This window comes from Clostridia bacterium (assembly GCA_017438525.1).
Taxonomy (GTDB): Bacteria; Bacillota; Clostridia; order Oscillospirales; family RGIG8002; genus RGIG8002.
The window spans coordinates 73222-88557 of sequence record JAFRVI010000004.1 but is presented as its reverse complement, the minus strand read 5'-3'; the positions used below and the strand labels follow the sequence as shown (position 1 = coordinate 88557).

Sequence of the window (15336 nt, the reverse complement as noted above, 5' to 3'; positions counted from 1 at the left end):
TAAGGAAAAGGTGAACTCAATGAAAAAACAGAAGTCGATGAAAGTATTTACCGTTCTGCGCTACGTGTCGCTCGGAGCGATACTCGGCTATATGGTGGCAGAAGCGGTGATACACGGGTTCATAAACCGTTATGCCGAAGTGCCCGCATTTCATGCGCTCTGTCCGTTTGAGGCGTTCGGCAGATTTCTTAATACGATAACAGGGCTCGAATTCTTCTCTGATCCTTTTGCCTCGGCGAGCGTGTTTTTCCTGTTTCTTATTTTGATGGCGATACTGCTCAACCGCGTTTTCTGCGGATTTCTCTGCGCCTTCGGCGCGCTGCAGGAGTTTATTGGTAACCTCGGTGCGAAAGTTCTTAAAAAACGACCGACAATTCCCGCGAAGGTCGATAAAGCCCTTCGCACTCTGAAGTACGTATTCCTTGTGCTTTCCGTCCTGCTTGCGTATTTTACCGGAATCGAGTTCTTCCGCAGTTTTCTCGGGCTAGCGCAGGGCTCGGATGCTTTTGCATACATAGATCCGTGGATCGCTTTCAAGAGCATACTTTCCAACAACCTGATAGTAGGCGGATATATCGCAAGCTTTGTTGTGCTTGTTATTTCGCTCGTGGGTTCGTTTTTCTTTCAGAGGTTCTACTGCAAGTACGCTTGCCCGCTCGGCGCGCTGTACGCTGTTTTCGGCAGCTTAAGCGGACTTCACGTTTTCCGCAACGTCAAGCCGGAATGCGAAGATTGCGCACTTCAGTCCGCGCCCGACGCGCTCGTCGATGAATCCGTCACTCCGATAGACAGCGAAGAGGCCGAAGAACTTGAAGAGATCGACGAAAGAGAAAATACTGAAGAAGCCGTTGAGATAGACTATTGTAACGATGAATATGACGAAGGCGATGAGACATTCGATGATGAAGACTATCAGGAATATGATGTCGAGCCGGAGACGGACGGCCGTAATGAATCCGGAGACAGTTACTGCGTAAACTGCGGGAAATGCTCCGAAGCTTGTCCTATGGGCATCGACGTCGCTTCCGTCAACGGCAGGATGGATTTCGCCGAATGTATAGCATGCCAGCGTTGCGTAGCCGCGTGTCCGAAGAAAGGCGCTCTGCAGACGAAGTATTTCAAGGCAAAATCCCATCCCATCATCATAATGCTTATAACCTTCGTGGTTTTCTTCGGCGGCGTATTTGCGCTTAATTTCATAAAAATCGATCGTGGCGGTCCCGCGAAAGAGCCGATATACGACTCCGTCAGAATCGCTCCCGAAGCGCCTTCAGACGGGAGTTTTTCCGTGAAGCAGCTTATGGATGCGACCGGTAAGACGTTTGATGAGATCAAGGCGGAGTATCATCTTAACGATTCCGTTACCGAGAAATCGACTTATGCCGAGTTCAGCAACGGTATGACGCTCGCGTATTTCAAGGAAAACAGCGTAGACGAATACGACGAGATAATCCGCTTCTTCGGCTTGTCTTCCGACGATACGCTCGGTAAGTCGCTCGGGGAAGTACTTGACGCTGCGCCGATCAGCGTAAGCGCGGAATACCTCGGCTTCGATCCGGAAAAAATCGGCGATTTCGCCGCTTATTTCGGAGCTTCTCCCGACGATAAGTTTGCGACGATCAGCAAGCGTTATTTTGAAATATACGACGAGTACTACAAATACATAAACACAAACGCGGACGAATGGAACGCATATATAGCGCAGTACGGCAGCTGGTATGAATGCTCTTACGGGGCGAAGGGGCAGCCGGTCAAGAATTTCTACGAGCTGAGCACCGAATGCGTATATGAAAAAGACCTCGCTCAGTATCTTACCGCCGGCAGATTCACGGTTCAGTGGATGCTTCAGCAGGACGGAACTACGTTATCAGAGTTTAAAGAGACTTATCATCTTGACGACAACGTGAATTTAAGGTCGTCATACTCCGACTTCTATAACGCGATAAAGCTTTCGTTCTATAAAGAAACCTTCGCTAAAGAAGCAGAAGAAACCGGCGTGGACAGTTTCCCCGAAATGATTGCGATTTACGGGTATACGCCGGAAACCATCGACCTCGAAATGACGCTCGGAAAGCTGCTTGACAGCGGAACCGTTGAGCAGGCAGCGCGATTCATGGGCTGCGAAACCGACGCCGAGGTAGCGAACTTCGCGGAACAGTATGAGGCCGCCTCTGCGGACGTTCCGTTCGCCGATATCCACGCGAATTACAACAAGGCGATGGACGATTACTATAATATGCTTTATCAGTATTACAGCGGAGAAGCTTACTATTGATATGAAGCGAAACGGCGTACTTGTTCTTGTTATAGCGTTGTTCTGCGTCGCGTCGGCGCTTATTCCGTATGTGTTTACTTCAAAATCCGTTAAAGAGGCGTTTAACAGCGCCTCTTTTTCCGTACCGGAAGGGGAGACCGAACGGGCAGGGGAAAAAGGGGAGACCTTCGCGGTATGGATCGCCTCAGTCTATAATCTTAATTATCCCACCAAATATAATATGACGTCAGATGAGCTTGCGTCGGAAGCCGCGGAAATATGCGAAAAATGCGTTTCATTGGGGCTTAATACCGTCTATTTGCAGGTTCGTCCGAGCGCGGATTCGCTCTGTAAATCCGAAATATTCCCGTGGTCCGACGTTCTGACAGGCGTTCAGGGAAAGGATCCCGGATGCGATCCGCTGGAACTATTCATAAATGAAGCAAAGAAAAAGGATATTCGCGTGCACGCGTGGATAAACCCTTACCGCGTCACCGTCGGATCGCTAAAGTATCCGAATACCGACCTTGATTCGCTCGGCGAAAATCACCCCGCGCGGTTGCATCCTGAATGGGTTGTCCGGTACGGAGGCGCGCTGTATTTCAACCCCGGGATTCCGGAGGTAAGGCAGCTGATAATCGACGGCGCGGTCGAAATAGCGGAGAATTACGACGTTGCGGGCGTACATATGGACGATTATTTCTATCCGTATCCGATAGATTCGGACGGGCAAACGCTCGAATTTGACGATTCGGCGCAGTATGAGCGGTACGGCGTCGAAAAAACGCTCGAAAACTGGCGCAGAGACTGCGTAAACGAGCTTGTAAAAGGATTGTATACCTCTCTGAAAATTGTCAACCAAGAGCTCGAATTCGGTATTTCGCCATTCGGGATTTGGGCTAACGACGACGGCGCCAACGGCGGATCCGCGACCGAGGCGTCTACCGAAGGATATTATGATTTATTCGCGGACGCGACCGCGTGGATCGACGGCGGATATATCGATTATATTTGTCCGCAGATTTACTGGAGCTTTGAAAGTGAAAAAACTCCATTCAAAAACGTGTATGAATGGTGGTCTGAAACCGTTAAAGGAACCGGCGTCAAATTGATACCGGGAATAGCCGCGTACAGACTGAATGAGACCGAGACTCCGGGATGGGACCGGATAACGCAGGTCTCGGAGCAACTACGGTACGTTCGGGAGAAAGCAAACGCCTCAGGAGCAGCGTTTTACGGATACGAGCAATTAGCTGTTGAAAGTGAAGCTGTAAGTATGTGCGCGGCTGAAATAAAAGCGTGGAAAAACGAATAAAGATTTCGAATAATAAATTGAGTAATATAAATATCAGAACTAATAGATTATTTATTTGAAAATTCATTTAAGTAAACACAAATATGATTTATAAAAGAAATAATAATACAAACAATAAGAAATTATGTAATCGGGCGTTTGAAGGCGCAAAAATGCGCAATCAAGCAGATGAAACCTTAATAACCACTGAAAACCTACCTCGTATTATACAAAATATTGATTTTGTATAATTGCTTATGTTTTTTCGGAGGCGGTTGAAACCTCTTCCCTCCGTATTTACGTATAAAAAAACCGACCCGTTTATCCGGATCGGTTTTTCTTATTATCAGTATTATCAGTTCAGATTGTTTCTCAATATCTGTTCGGCCGCTTCTTTATCAAACTGCTGCGCATAAAGATTGTGATAATACCCGTTTTGCGCAAACAGTTCTTTGTGGGTGCCTCTTTCGATAATTTTGCCGTCTTTTACGACGAGAATGATATCCGCCCGTCTTATCGTGGAAAGTCTGTGAGCGATCAAAAACGACGTTCTGCCGACAAGGACTTTTTCGAGCGCGTTTTGTATTTTCTGTTCCGTAAGCGTATCGATCGAAGAAGTCGCTTCGTCGAGTATCAGGATGCGCGGATCGGCGATTATCGCTCTGGCAAAGGAAATCAGCTGTTTTTCGCCGGTCGAAAGGAGGTCTCCCCCCTCTCCGACGTCACTGTCGTATCCGTTGTCCATGCGCTCGATTATTTCTTCCGCCTGAACGCTGCGTACGGCGGCTTTTATCGTTTCCATATCGGCATCCGGATCGCCGTAGCGAAGATTATCCAGCACGCTGCCCGAAAACAGATGCGGCGTCTGAAGCACGTAACCGATATTGCTGTGAAGCCAAAGCTGCGAACGCTCGCGGTAATCGCGCCCGTCGATCAGCACCTGTCCGGACGTCGGCTCGTAAAAACGGCATACGAGGTTTACTATCGTGCTTTTTCCCGCGCCCGTTTCGCCGACAATCGCGACGGTCGTTCCCGCGTCGATTTTCAGGTTGAAGTTCTCGAGTACGTACTCGTCGCCGTCGGGATACATGAAGGAAACGTCTTTAAACTCGATGTCGCCTTTCAGCGGCTCCCAATTCTCGCGCTTCGGCATGAATGCGTCGCCGTATTTCTCGATGACTTCCTGTGAATCGACAATTTCCGGTTCCGTTTCGATAAGGCGCGTCACACGTTCGATGTTGACCTGCATATTTATCATAGTGGCGATGATATGCGCGATATTCTGTATCGGGTCGACGAGGCCGATCGCGTAGGAAGCGAACGCTGAAAGCGTGCCGATCTCCATAAGCTGCTCAATAGAAAGCTTGCCGCCGTACCACATGACTACAGCTATCGCGAACATGCAGAAAAACGTAGTAGTCGCGACGAAAAGCCCTCTGAAACGCGCAGCTTTTGTGGATATACGGTTCATTGCCCGCGTCGTTTCGGAGAAATCGTCGAACATCTTATCTTCGATAACAAGCGATTTCGTGGTCTTCGCGCCGGTAATTCCCTCGTTGTATTTGCCGGTGATCTGCGAGTTGGTTTCTCTTACCTTTCGATTCGCGAAGACGAGCTTGCGCTGGAAAACGGCAGCTATAAGCGTAACTACCGGCACGACGGCCAGGATAATAAGCGAAAGTTTCCAGTTAAGCGAAAACATAACTATAAATGAGCCGACGATATAAATTACAGCCCATACGCCGTCGACCAGATGCCAAGACAGCGTTTCACCAATTCTCGCGGTGTCGCTCATAACTCTTGAATGGAGATATCCGACGGAGTTGCGGTTGAAATACGAAAACGGGAGCGTCTGAAGCTTGTCAAATGCGTCGCGCTTCAGGTCGCGGCCGATAAGCATTTCGGCGGTACATGCCTTACGGAGCATTATTACCGTCGTCGCCGTCTGCAGAAGTATGACCGCAAGATATACAAGTATGAATATCCATATCCTGCTCAGCGTGCCGTTTGCTATGTAATTGTTTATCGCGTAGCGCTGGAACAGCGGAAGCACGATATCAACCAACGACGTAATTCCCATGGCGACCGCGACGGTGATCAGCAGTCGTTTATGCCGCAATATGTACGGGAAAATCTTCTTCAGCCCGAAGAACGGGAGTTTTACGTCGTACGGGCTTGTCGATTGCTCCTTGCTCATACTCTCCCCTCCTCCGTTATCGACGATTGGGCGTCGTATATGCGCTTGTAGATGCCGTCCTGCGCAACCAGCTCGGCGTGGGTGCCGAATTGTACGGCCTCGCCCTTTTCGAGCACGAGAATCTTATCCGCCTCCATAAGAGAAACTATGCGGTGCGAAATAAGAATAACGGTTTTACCGTTCGTCTTATCGCGCAGTGCTTCGCGGATTTTCTTGTCGGTTTCGGTATCGACGGCGGAAAGCGAATCGTCGAATGCGATGATAGGCGTGTCGAGCATGATGGTGCGGGCGATCGCCACGCGCTGCTTTTGCCCGCCTGAAAGGGTAACTCCCCTCTCGCCTACTATCGTATCATAACGCTGCGTCATTTCGCCTACGTCGCCCGCTATGCTCGCTATCGAAGCGGCGTGTTCTATACGCTCTTCCGAAGCTTCGGCGTCCGTCAAAGCGATGTTCTCGCCTATGGAACGTGAGAAAAGGAACGGCTCCTGAAGAACGAGTCCGACGTTTTTGCGCAGCCACGACGCTTTTATATCATTGATATCTACGCCGCCGATCGTAATGCGCCCGCTGCCTTCGGGAAGCGGATAAAGTCTGTCGAGGAGCTGAATAAGCGTTGATTTGCCGGAGCCGGTCGCGCCGAGTATACCAAGGGTAGTTCCCGCCTTTATTTCAAAGCTGACGTTCTTGATGACCGGCTTGTCCTCAAAGTAACCGAAGGACACGTTGTCGAATACGATATCCCCGTGCATATCGGGTTCTGTGGCACCGGGGCGGTCGGTTTCTTCTTCGGAATCGAGAATATAACGCAACCTGCCGATCGAAACGCGCGCTTTGCTCATCTCGGAAATTATCCTTCCGAGACCTCTCACGGGCCAAACGAGCATGCCGTTGTAGGAAATGAACGCGATCAGCTCGCCGGTGGTTATCGTTCCGTTTACCGCAAACACCGTTCCGACACAGACGATCGTCATGACCTGAAGACAGCTCATGAGGTCGCCTATGCCCCAGAACCAACTGAGGATATTGCCGAGCTGTACCCACAGTCCCGTGTACTTCTCGTTCTGCTTATTGAACTTGTCTTTTTCGAACTTTTCCCTGCCGAACGCGCGAACGACACGAACGCCGGTGAGATTCTCCTGCGCCATTGCGGAGAGGACGCCCTCCTGCTCGTCGACTTCGGTAAACTTATTGCGTATCCTATGGCGGAAATAGTTTGTATAAAACAGAACTACGGGTACGAACGCCGTCGCTATAAGCGCAAGCGTTACGTTCATCGAGAACATCATAAACAGAGAGAATATGATAAGGAACACGATACGGAACATATTGACGAGCTGTTCCGAAATGAAGTTCCGGAATGTGTCGACGTCCGACGTGCAGCGCTGGATAATATCGCCGGTTTGATTCTTGTTATGCCATGTGAAAGGCAACTTCTGAATATGCATGAACAGCGTGTTTCGCATATTCTCTGCCAGCGTTTCGGATCCGCGGGCGGTCGCGACGCGTGTCAGATAACGGAAAAAAGCCGTCAGAAGCGCTGTTGCGAGGATAACCAGCGCAATTACCCAGAGGTTCATACGCAGATATTCGCGTCCGCCTAAAAGCGAGGCGAAGTATCCTGTTATCGCGGTGGGCTGTCCGTCGCCGATAAGCGTGTCCACGGTGTATCTTATCACCTGAGGGAATATGGCGTCAAGCACAGTGACCATAACAGAAGCGATTATTGTAAGCGCAAAAAAGCCAGCCGCGCCTTTCATGAAACGGCTGAGCACGCTTTTGTTTTTAAGATTTCTGTTTTTCATTTCACTCGGGGTCACTTTCGGTTGATAGTCATATTATAATATCATTAGATAAATTTGTCAATATTAAAGGCGCGGAACGCTTTGTTCCGCGCCTTTTGGTGCATTATTCAGAGAATTATGCAGACCAGACCGTTGCAGCCGTCGTTTATTACGCGCTGCAGAGTTTCCTGGATCTTAAAACGCGCGTCCGAGGGCATGCGGTATATCTTGTTGTTGAGGCCTTCATTCACCAGCTCATGAAGCGACTTGCCGAAAATATCCGAATCCCAGATTTTCTCGGGATCGGATTCGTATTCGGAGAGAAGGTAGTTGACAAGCTCTTCGGACTGTTTTTCAGAGCCGACTATCGGAGCGACTTCGGTGCGGACGTTCGCTTTCATCATATGTATCGAAGGTGCGGACGCCTTCAGTCTGATGCCGTATTTCCCACCCTGCTTCACGATTTCCGGCGGTTCAAGCTGCATATCCGAAATTGTCGGATTAACGATACCGTAGCCGGTCGATTCCACTTCTCGCAGAGCGCTTTCGAATTTGCTGTATTCTTTTTTCAGCCGCGAGGTTTCCATAACGAGTTCGATGAGATCGGATTCGTCGGCGATCTCCGTTCCGCTGCTTTCGCTGATTACTCTGTAAAGGAGCCGATCCTCTATCTTGAGATCGACGGTACCGGAGCCGCTGCCGAGGTCTATTGAAACGACCGAGGCGTGAGAAATATATTCGTTTTTCGCTAACGCTTCAACGGCGTTTGCCACTTCCCTGACCTTCCGTAGCGAAAGCATATTCGCTTTTATATCCGTATACACGGAGGCGCGAAGCCAATGATCCGCAGGTAAGGAATTAACCCATCGCGGAAGAGATATGCCGATCTCTTTAACGGGAAACTCGAGAAGCACCTTTTCTATTATATCTCTTATCTGCTCTTCCTGAAGCTCGATGACGTTCATCAGAAGCACCGGCACTTCGTATTTATCCTCAAGCTGCTTGCGAAGCGCGATCGTATCGGGGTCGTTCGGAAACGCCGAATTGAGCAGTATTACGAACGGCTTGTCGAGCGCTTTCAATTCAGCCGCGACGCGTTCTTCCGCGTCTCTGTAGTCGTCGTATGACAACTCCCCTATCGTGCCGTCCGTTGTGACCATGATACCGATTGTCGAGTGATCGCTGATGACCTTCTTTGTTCCGATTTCAGCCGCCTGTTCAAACGGGATCTGTTCCTCAAACCACGGGGTCGTGACCATGCGCGGCGCATCGCCCTCAGTGTAGCCGAGGGCGCCCGGAACAACGAATCCCACGCAGTCGACCATTCTTACCCTTGCGCTCGTATTGCCGGCAAACGCGACCTCGACCGCCTCGTTCGGTATGAATTTCGGCTCGGTAGTCATTATCGTTCTGCCGGCGGAGCTTTGGGGAAGTTCATCCGTTGCCCTTTCGGCTTTCACGCCGTCCGGTATATTCGGGATGACAAGCTTTTCCATAAACTTTTTGATAAAAGTGGATTTGCCCGTTCTCACCGGTCCGACGACGCCTACGTAAACGTCTCCCGAGGTGCGCTTTGCAATATCGGCGTAAATATTAGTGTTAATCATCTTATTCACTCCTTTCACCTCTTCAACGGAATAATAAGCATTTTAGCCGTTGTTATTTCATCGCCGTCAAGCGTGTTTTCGGATATTACTTCGCTGAAAGAAGCGCCGTATTTCTTTGAAATATCCCATGCGGATTCGCCGCTTTCGGCGAAGTACAGGATTATCGGACAGCGGCCGCAGGATTCCTTTTCACCCGCCGAAGCGACTTCGCTTACCACGCGCAATCTGCGTTCGGCGCAAACCGATGCCTTTATGGCTACGTCGCACCGCAGATCGACGCTGTTTTCACCGGAAATATTGTAGCTGACCGCAGCGACAGAAACGTTCGTTTCGCATCTGAGTTGGAAATCGCAGTTGTACGGGAATGAGAATTCAAACGGTATGTCGGCTTTTTTGGAACATACGCCACTGCCATCGGAAACGTAAATAATATCGGCATTGACGATCCCCTCGGCCTTCAGGCATCCGTTATCTGCGGAAACGCGCATAATTCGCGGCGAAGTGTAAACATTGATTATCGAAGATACGGCGTTTTCGGTTTTGATCTGCCCTTTGACATTCTTCTCATCGTGATAGAAGTCATAGCAGGTTAGATACTTTGCCTCGACGTATTCTTCGGTAAGCTCGCTGCACGGAGAGAATACGTCGGTGATGATTTCGTATTCGGATGTTTTGTAAGCGTGCAGGATCGCGTTCATCACGACCTCGCAGTCTATCACCCTGTTTTTCCCTTCTGAACTTTGCTCTGCTTCGGCGTAAACGCTGACTATCTGTAATTCAGCGTCACAGACGTAGCCCTCATCAAGATTCGGGATATCAAAGATGTGACTGACCGGGAAACTGAATTCACAGTCGACGAGTTTTCCGTCGGATGCGAGGCATACGGGCTTGACGGTCAGATCTCCTTTGATAACGAATCTGCCGTTGGATACCGTTGCGTCGGCGACCTTCGCTTTTGCTTCTGCGTAAAGGAGCGCGGATATTTCCGGAAGTGTTTCCGGCAGCTCGATCTCCTCGGTGACGCGTATTTCACGTTCTGAACTTTCGGCGTTTGATATGGCCGAAATACGCTCTTTTCGCGCTTCGATCCCATTGGAAACTGTTTCGACGATCTGAAGGACGGACTTTTTGACAGCGATAACGGACGTTGTTATTTCCGCTTTGACTGCGATTTTGCGCGGTCCCGACGCCCTCACGGAATTGATGCTTCCTACGGTTTCGGTTGAAACGTCATAGTCCGCGTCAGGTTCGCTGACGGCGAACGTGTGGGAAAACTCCTTATGTGTCACGGCGCAGCTGACGGAGTCGTCTGACGATTTGTAGAAAATCCGTATCTCAGCTTCTCCCTCAATCGTGATGCGTCCCGCAAGCATATCTCTGGAGGCCACACGCGGAATTATTTCACTTCTCAGTAATTTCTGAACGTCCGGAAGATAATCCGGCAAATAGACTTCCGTTTCGAGTCTGCACTCGCTTTTTTCTTCCAAAACCGGCTCTAAAATATCGATATCGCCGCTTTCGAACAACAGGCCCATAGCATAATCCTCCTTACAGCGTATTTGTGCCTTGTACAAGAAAGTATATTGCCGGCGTGACGATACTATTACATTTGAGCAAACAAAAATACCCGCGGAGACCGCGGGTATGAATGATACTGCGTTCAGATCCTTACCGAAACCTTGGGGATGGCGGCCGCGGCATAGGCGGCGAAACGTCCTTCCGCAATCGCATCTCTTATCTCGACCATAAGGTGATTGTAGAACCAGAGGTTGTGTATTACCGCGAGGCGCTTGCCGAGCGCTTCGTCGGCCCTCAAAAGATGGCGGATATACGCTTTGGAGTATCTGCGGCAGGTCGGACAGCCGCACCCGTCCTCAATCGGCGAAGCGTCGGTAACGTATTTGGCGTTATTGAGATTGATTATGCCGTTATGTGTGAATAGATGTCCGTGCCTGGCGTTTCTGGCGGGCATAACGCAGTCGAAAAGATCGACGCCGCGCGCGACGCCTTCGATTATATTAGCGGGAGTGCCGACCCCCATAAGATAACGTATCTTATCCGTGGGCATATGCGGCTCGACCTGCTCGATGATATGATACATCTCTTCGTTTGATTCGCCTACGGCGAGTCCTCCGATGGCGTATCCGTCAAGGTCCATTTCGGCAATCCGCTGCATATGCGCAACGCGCAGGTCGTCAAAAGTGCAGCCCTGATTTATCCCGAAAAGAAGCTGCTGCTTGTTTATGGTATCCGGAAGCGAATTGAGACGCTCCATTTCCGCTTTGCAGCGCGCGAGCCAGCGCGCGGTGCGTTCGCATGAAACGGCGGCGTAGTCGTACTTCGCGGGGTTCTCGACGCATTCGTCGAACGCCATCGCTATTGTGGATGCAATATTTGACTGTATGCGCATACTGTCTTCGGGGCGCATGAATATCTTCCGTCCGTCGATATGAGAGGCGAACGCCACACCCTCTTCGCTTATCTTACGCAGGGGCGCAAGCGAAAACACCTGGAATCCGCCGCTGTCGGTAAGCACCGGACGGTCCCAGCTGAAAAACTTATGTATTCCGCCGAGCGTCTTTATCACCTCGTCGCCCGGACGCAGATGCAGGTGATACGTGTTAGACAGTTCGACCTGGCAGCCGATCTCCTCGAGGTCGGCGGTAGACAAACCGCCCTTTATCGCCGCGGCGGTCCCGACGTTCATGAACGCCGGTGTTTCGACTGTGCCGTGGACGGTTTCGAATCGGCCGAGGCGTGCGTTTCCTTCGGTTTTCAGCAGAGTGAATTTTGCCATAAATTACCTCAATATAAGAGCATAGCGTCGCCGAAGGAAAAGAATCTGTATTTCTTTTCAACGGCTTCCTTGTACGCGTTGAGTATTATCTCGCGGCTCGAAAATGCCGAAACGAGCATTATCAGCGTGCTTTCCGGCAGATGAAAATTTGTTATCAGCGCGTCGATGCATTTGAATTCATATCCGGGATAAATGAAGATGCTCGTCTCCCCGCTGTCTGCGCGTATTTCGCCGAACTTTGACGCGACGGTTTCGAGGGTGCGGCAGCTGGTAGTGCCGACGGAGATAACGCGTCCGCCGCGCCGCTTGGCGGCGTTGATTTTAACGGCGGCATCCTCAGGCAGCTCGTACCACTCGCTGTGCATAACGTGTTTCGTAAGGTCGTCTTCTTTAACGGGACGGAACGTGCCGAGACCGACGTGAAGCGTAAGAAAAGCGGTATCGACGCCTTTGGCGCGTATTTTTTCAAGGAGTTCATCCGTAAAGTGGAGACCGGCCGTCGGCGCAGCGGCAGACCCGTCGTATTTCGCATAGACCGTCTGGTAGCGTGACGGATCGGAGGCGCGGCTCTTTATGTACGGCGGCAGCGGTGCGGTACCGACACGGTCGAGTATTTCGTTGAAAATGCCATTATACTCAAACTTGATCAGGCGGTTGCCGTCTTCGATAACGTCGGTTACCCTGCCTGTCAGCTCGTCTCCGAAAACTATCGGCTCGCCTTCCTTCGCTTTGCGCGCCGGACGCAGCAGGCATTCCCAGACGTCGTCTCCCCTGTCGCGGAGCAGGAGAACTTCGAACTCTCTGCCCGCCTCGTTCCTGCCGAATACCCTCGCGGGTATGACTTTCGTGTTATTCAACACCAGACAATCGCCCGTCTCAAGCAGGTCTATTATGTCGTTAAAATGCTTATCCGACGTTTCTCCCGTATGTCGATTGACGGTCATCAGACGGGAGAAATCGCGCTTTTCCGCGGGCGTCTGTGCGATGAGTTCTTCCGGAAGATCGTAGAAGTAATCGGAACGTCTCAACTCACCCATAGATGCCTCCGCCGATAAACTCGCGCAGCAGCGAATCGCCGGGGATCATTCCGGAATCGGCGTCCGGGCACCTTTCATATAGTCTTGTCAGCGCTTCGATATCCGGATCGTGCGCATATTTTCTGAAGGCGGCGTTGATAAGCTTGATCATTCTTTTGCGCAGCATAAACGGCTCATACGGCATAAGGGTATCTATTACGTAATCGGCGGAATCCTTATGCGGAGCAATGTGTTTATCTTCACCGGCGCATACACTCTCCCACATATCCACGGTGCCTTCGAGCGGAGTTCCCCTGAATTTGCTGTCGCGTATTATGCGTCGGGCGAGGCGGAGGTCCCTGCCTGATATGACTTCATCGTCAAGCGCGATCGAAGAAGCGGTTGAAACGTAGACTCTGACTGTGTCGATTTCGTTTCCGACCGCGATAACGTCCTTGTTGAGCGCGTGAATTCCCTCTATGATCAAAGCGCCCCTGGAAGACAACTTTTCTTTCTGCGATTTGTAGACCTTGCGTCCGCTTACAAAGTCAAATCGCGGCAGATACGCTTCGCCCCGAACGAAAAGCTGGTTGATTTTATCGAGAAGCAGCAGTTCGTTGACAATAGTAGGAGACTCGAAGTCGAATCCGACTTCGTAGGCGTTCATCTCGTCCTTGTCAAAGAAGAAATCGTCCGTCGACAGCGTAACGCAATCCATACCGCCTGCAACGAGGTTCTGACGGATAAGCTCCGCGGTCGTGCTCTTTCCGGAACTTGACGGCCCGGAAATCAAAAGGATGTCGCGCCGCTCATCGCTGTACAGCACGCGGTCGGAGATTGCTTTGAGCCTGGATTTGTATTCGTTTTCAGCCGCGTCGATATAGCCGCGCGGGTCCTTTTCGAATTCAGACACTATTTCTTCAAGTTTGATTATTCTTCCGCTCATATCATATACTCCTTGCAGAATAAAATTCTTTGATAAAAGATGAGTTTTGTTTTATCTTATCCGGTTTCTCTATGTATTCGTACGGGTATTTATAGTTGCATATGCGTTTGATTGTCTTACCGCCGTCGGCAACAAGCTTCGTGATCCCGCCTGAGCCTACGGAAATTACTGTTTCGGCGTCGCTCATCATAAGTATATTATAAATGCTTTTTTTGCCGCTGAGAGCATATCCTTTGTTTTCAAGGTTGCCTCCGGCGCGCTTCTGTCGGTACATATAGTATTCACGGTATCCGGCTTCGTGAAGGATCTTTTCGGCGGCGTCAAAGGAACTCTCGGCAAGGCCATGGTCAATACTCAGCGATTCTTCGTAGTAGTCGGAAGAACGCTTCAAAGCAAGCGTGTGCATCGTTATATCGTCCGCCCCGAGCGCGATAAGGTTTCTTACGGTATCGGAAAACACTTCTGCGGTTGAATACGGAAGTCCGGCGATAACGTCACAGTTGATATTGTCAAACCCTGCGTTTCTCGCGGCTTTGAAAGCATTGTAAAACTGTTCGACGGTATGACGCCGTCCGTTCTTTTCAAGAACCTCGTCCGAGAGTATCTGAGGATTTATGCAGATTCTTGTCACGCCGGACGATTTAAGAATATCGAACTTATCCGCGGAAGCTACGTCTGCCCTGCCGAATTCATAAGTGAATTCAGTGCGGTTGGGAAAGTGTTTATTTACAGCGCTGCAAAGTCGACGAGTCTGATCAGCCGAAAGGATCCCGGGCGTTCCCCCGCCCACATACACAGCGTCGTTTATCAAAGACGCGTCTTTGATAATCTCTGCCGCGGTTTTCAACTCATCTATCAGTATATCCAGATAGGGCTCGACGAGCTTTCCGGCGCGTTCTATCGAATGGCTGACGAAGGAGCAGTAATTGCATCTGCTCGGGCAAAACGGGATTGAAACGTAAAGATTGCAGCGTTTTTCATTATCGCGCGCCAGAAGGTCTTTCTGTTCTGACGCAACCGCTACGCAGGACCGCGCTTTTTCCGGAAACACCTTAAGATCGTCTACGTAATGCCTGTACGCGTCTTCTTCGCTGCCTCCGGCAAGCAGGATATCGGTCGCTATTTTCGCCGGACGGACGCCGCAGAGCACGCCGAACGGCAAAGAAATACCTGTAACGGCGCCGCAAGCGTTGTATACGCACACGCCGAGGCCGTGTTTACAATCCTTGACATAATCGCACGAGTTGTTGTTGACAATAATATCCGCGGCTTCGGTCTTCCCGCCATAAGCAACGGAAGCCGATAGCCGCGTTACGTCTTCGCAGCGCGACAGTTTAGTTGTAACAGCGGCATCCGTAGAGTCTCTGAAAAACATGCGCGCGACGTTTTCGGCGTACTGAATATAGGAATGTCCTATATGTTCAAACTTCATATGACGTCT

General features: G+C 50.5%; 10 protein-coding genes. 2 read left to right on the top strand and 8 right to left on the bottom strand.

Annotated features, from left to right (window positions below):
* Window positions 1–19: 19 nt before the first annotated feature.
* Both IJL83_00680 and IJL83_00675 read left to right on the top strand, forming a co-directional pair.
* Window positions 20–2275, top strand: a complete 2256-nt coding sequence (locus IJL83_00680) for a 4Fe-4S binding protein (protein MBQ6552125.1) — start codon at window positions 20–22, stop codon at window positions 2273–2275.
* Window position 2276: 1 nt separating this feature from the next.
* A complete protein-coding gene (locus IJL83_00675) occupies window positions 2277–3569 on the top strand; it encodes a family 10 glycosylhydrolase (protein ID MBQ6552124.1) in 1293 nt (430 codons plus the stop codon).
* 334 nt (window positions 3570–3903) lie between these two features.
* Here the strand turns inward: IJL83_00675 and IJL83_00670 are convergent, their stop codons facing one another.
* The 8 genes from IJL83_00670 to hemZ all read right to left on the bottom strand — a co-directional run bounded on the left by IJL83_00670 (window position 3904) and on the right by hemZ (window position 15327).
* A complete protein-coding gene (locus tag IJL83_00670; protein MBQ6552123.1) occupies window positions 3904–5745 on the bottom strand; it encodes an ABC transporter ATP-binding protein in 1842 nt (613 codons plus the stop codon).
* The gene (locus IJL83_00665; GenBank protein MBQ6552122.1) at window positions 5742–7550 is read right to left on the bottom strand and encodes an ABC transporter ATP-binding protein; all 1809 of its coding nucleotides are present in this window, start codon (window positions 7548–7550) and stop codon (window positions 5742–5744) included. Before IJL83_00665 ends, IJL83_00670 begins: the two co-directional genes overlap by 4 nt.
* A 107-nt stretch (window positions 7551–7657) precedes the next feature.
* On the bottom strand, window positions 7658–9136 hold the full coding sequence (gene spoIVA, locus IJL83_00660; protein MBQ6552121.1) for a stage IV sporulation protein A: 1479 nt from the start codon (window positions 9134–9136) through the stop codon (window positions 7658–7660).
* Window positions 9137–9150: 14 nt separating this feature from the next.
* Complete coding sequence (locus IJL83_00655; GenBank protein MBQ6552120.1) at window positions 9151–10671, bottom strand: DUF3794 domain-containing protein; 1521 nt, start codon at window positions 10669–10671, stop codon at window positions 9151–9153.
* Window positions 10672–10796: 125 nt separating this feature from the next.
* Window positions 10797–11933, bottom strand: a complete 1137-nt coding sequence (tgt, locus tag IJL83_00650; protein MBQ6552119.1) for a tRNA guanosine(34) transglycosylase Tgt — start codon at window positions 11931–11933, stop codon at window positions 10797–10799.
* 8 nt (window positions 11934–11941) lie between these two features.
* The gene (queA, locus tag IJL83_00645) at window positions 11942–12961 is read right to left on the bottom strand and encodes a tRNA preQ1(34) S-adenosylmethionine ribosyltransferase-isomerase QueA (GenBank protein ID MBQ6552118.1); all 1020 of its coding nucleotides are present in this window, start codon (window positions 12959–12961) and stop codon (window positions 11942–11944) included.
* A 1-nt stretch (window position 12962) separates the two neighbouring features.
* Entirely contained in the window at window positions 12963–13895 is a 933-nt protein-coding gene (locus IJL83_00640; protein ID MBQ6552117.1) for a hypothetical protein, read from the bottom strand.
* A 1-nt stretch (window position 13896) separates the two neighbouring features.
* Window positions 13897–15327 (bottom strand): coproporphyrinogen dehydrogenase HemZ, encoded by a 1431-nt coding sequence (gene hemZ / locus IJL83_00635; protein ID MBQ6552116.1) that lies wholly within the window; start codon window positions 15325–15327, stop codon window positions 13897–13899.
* Window positions 15328–15336 lie beyond the last annotated feature (9 nt).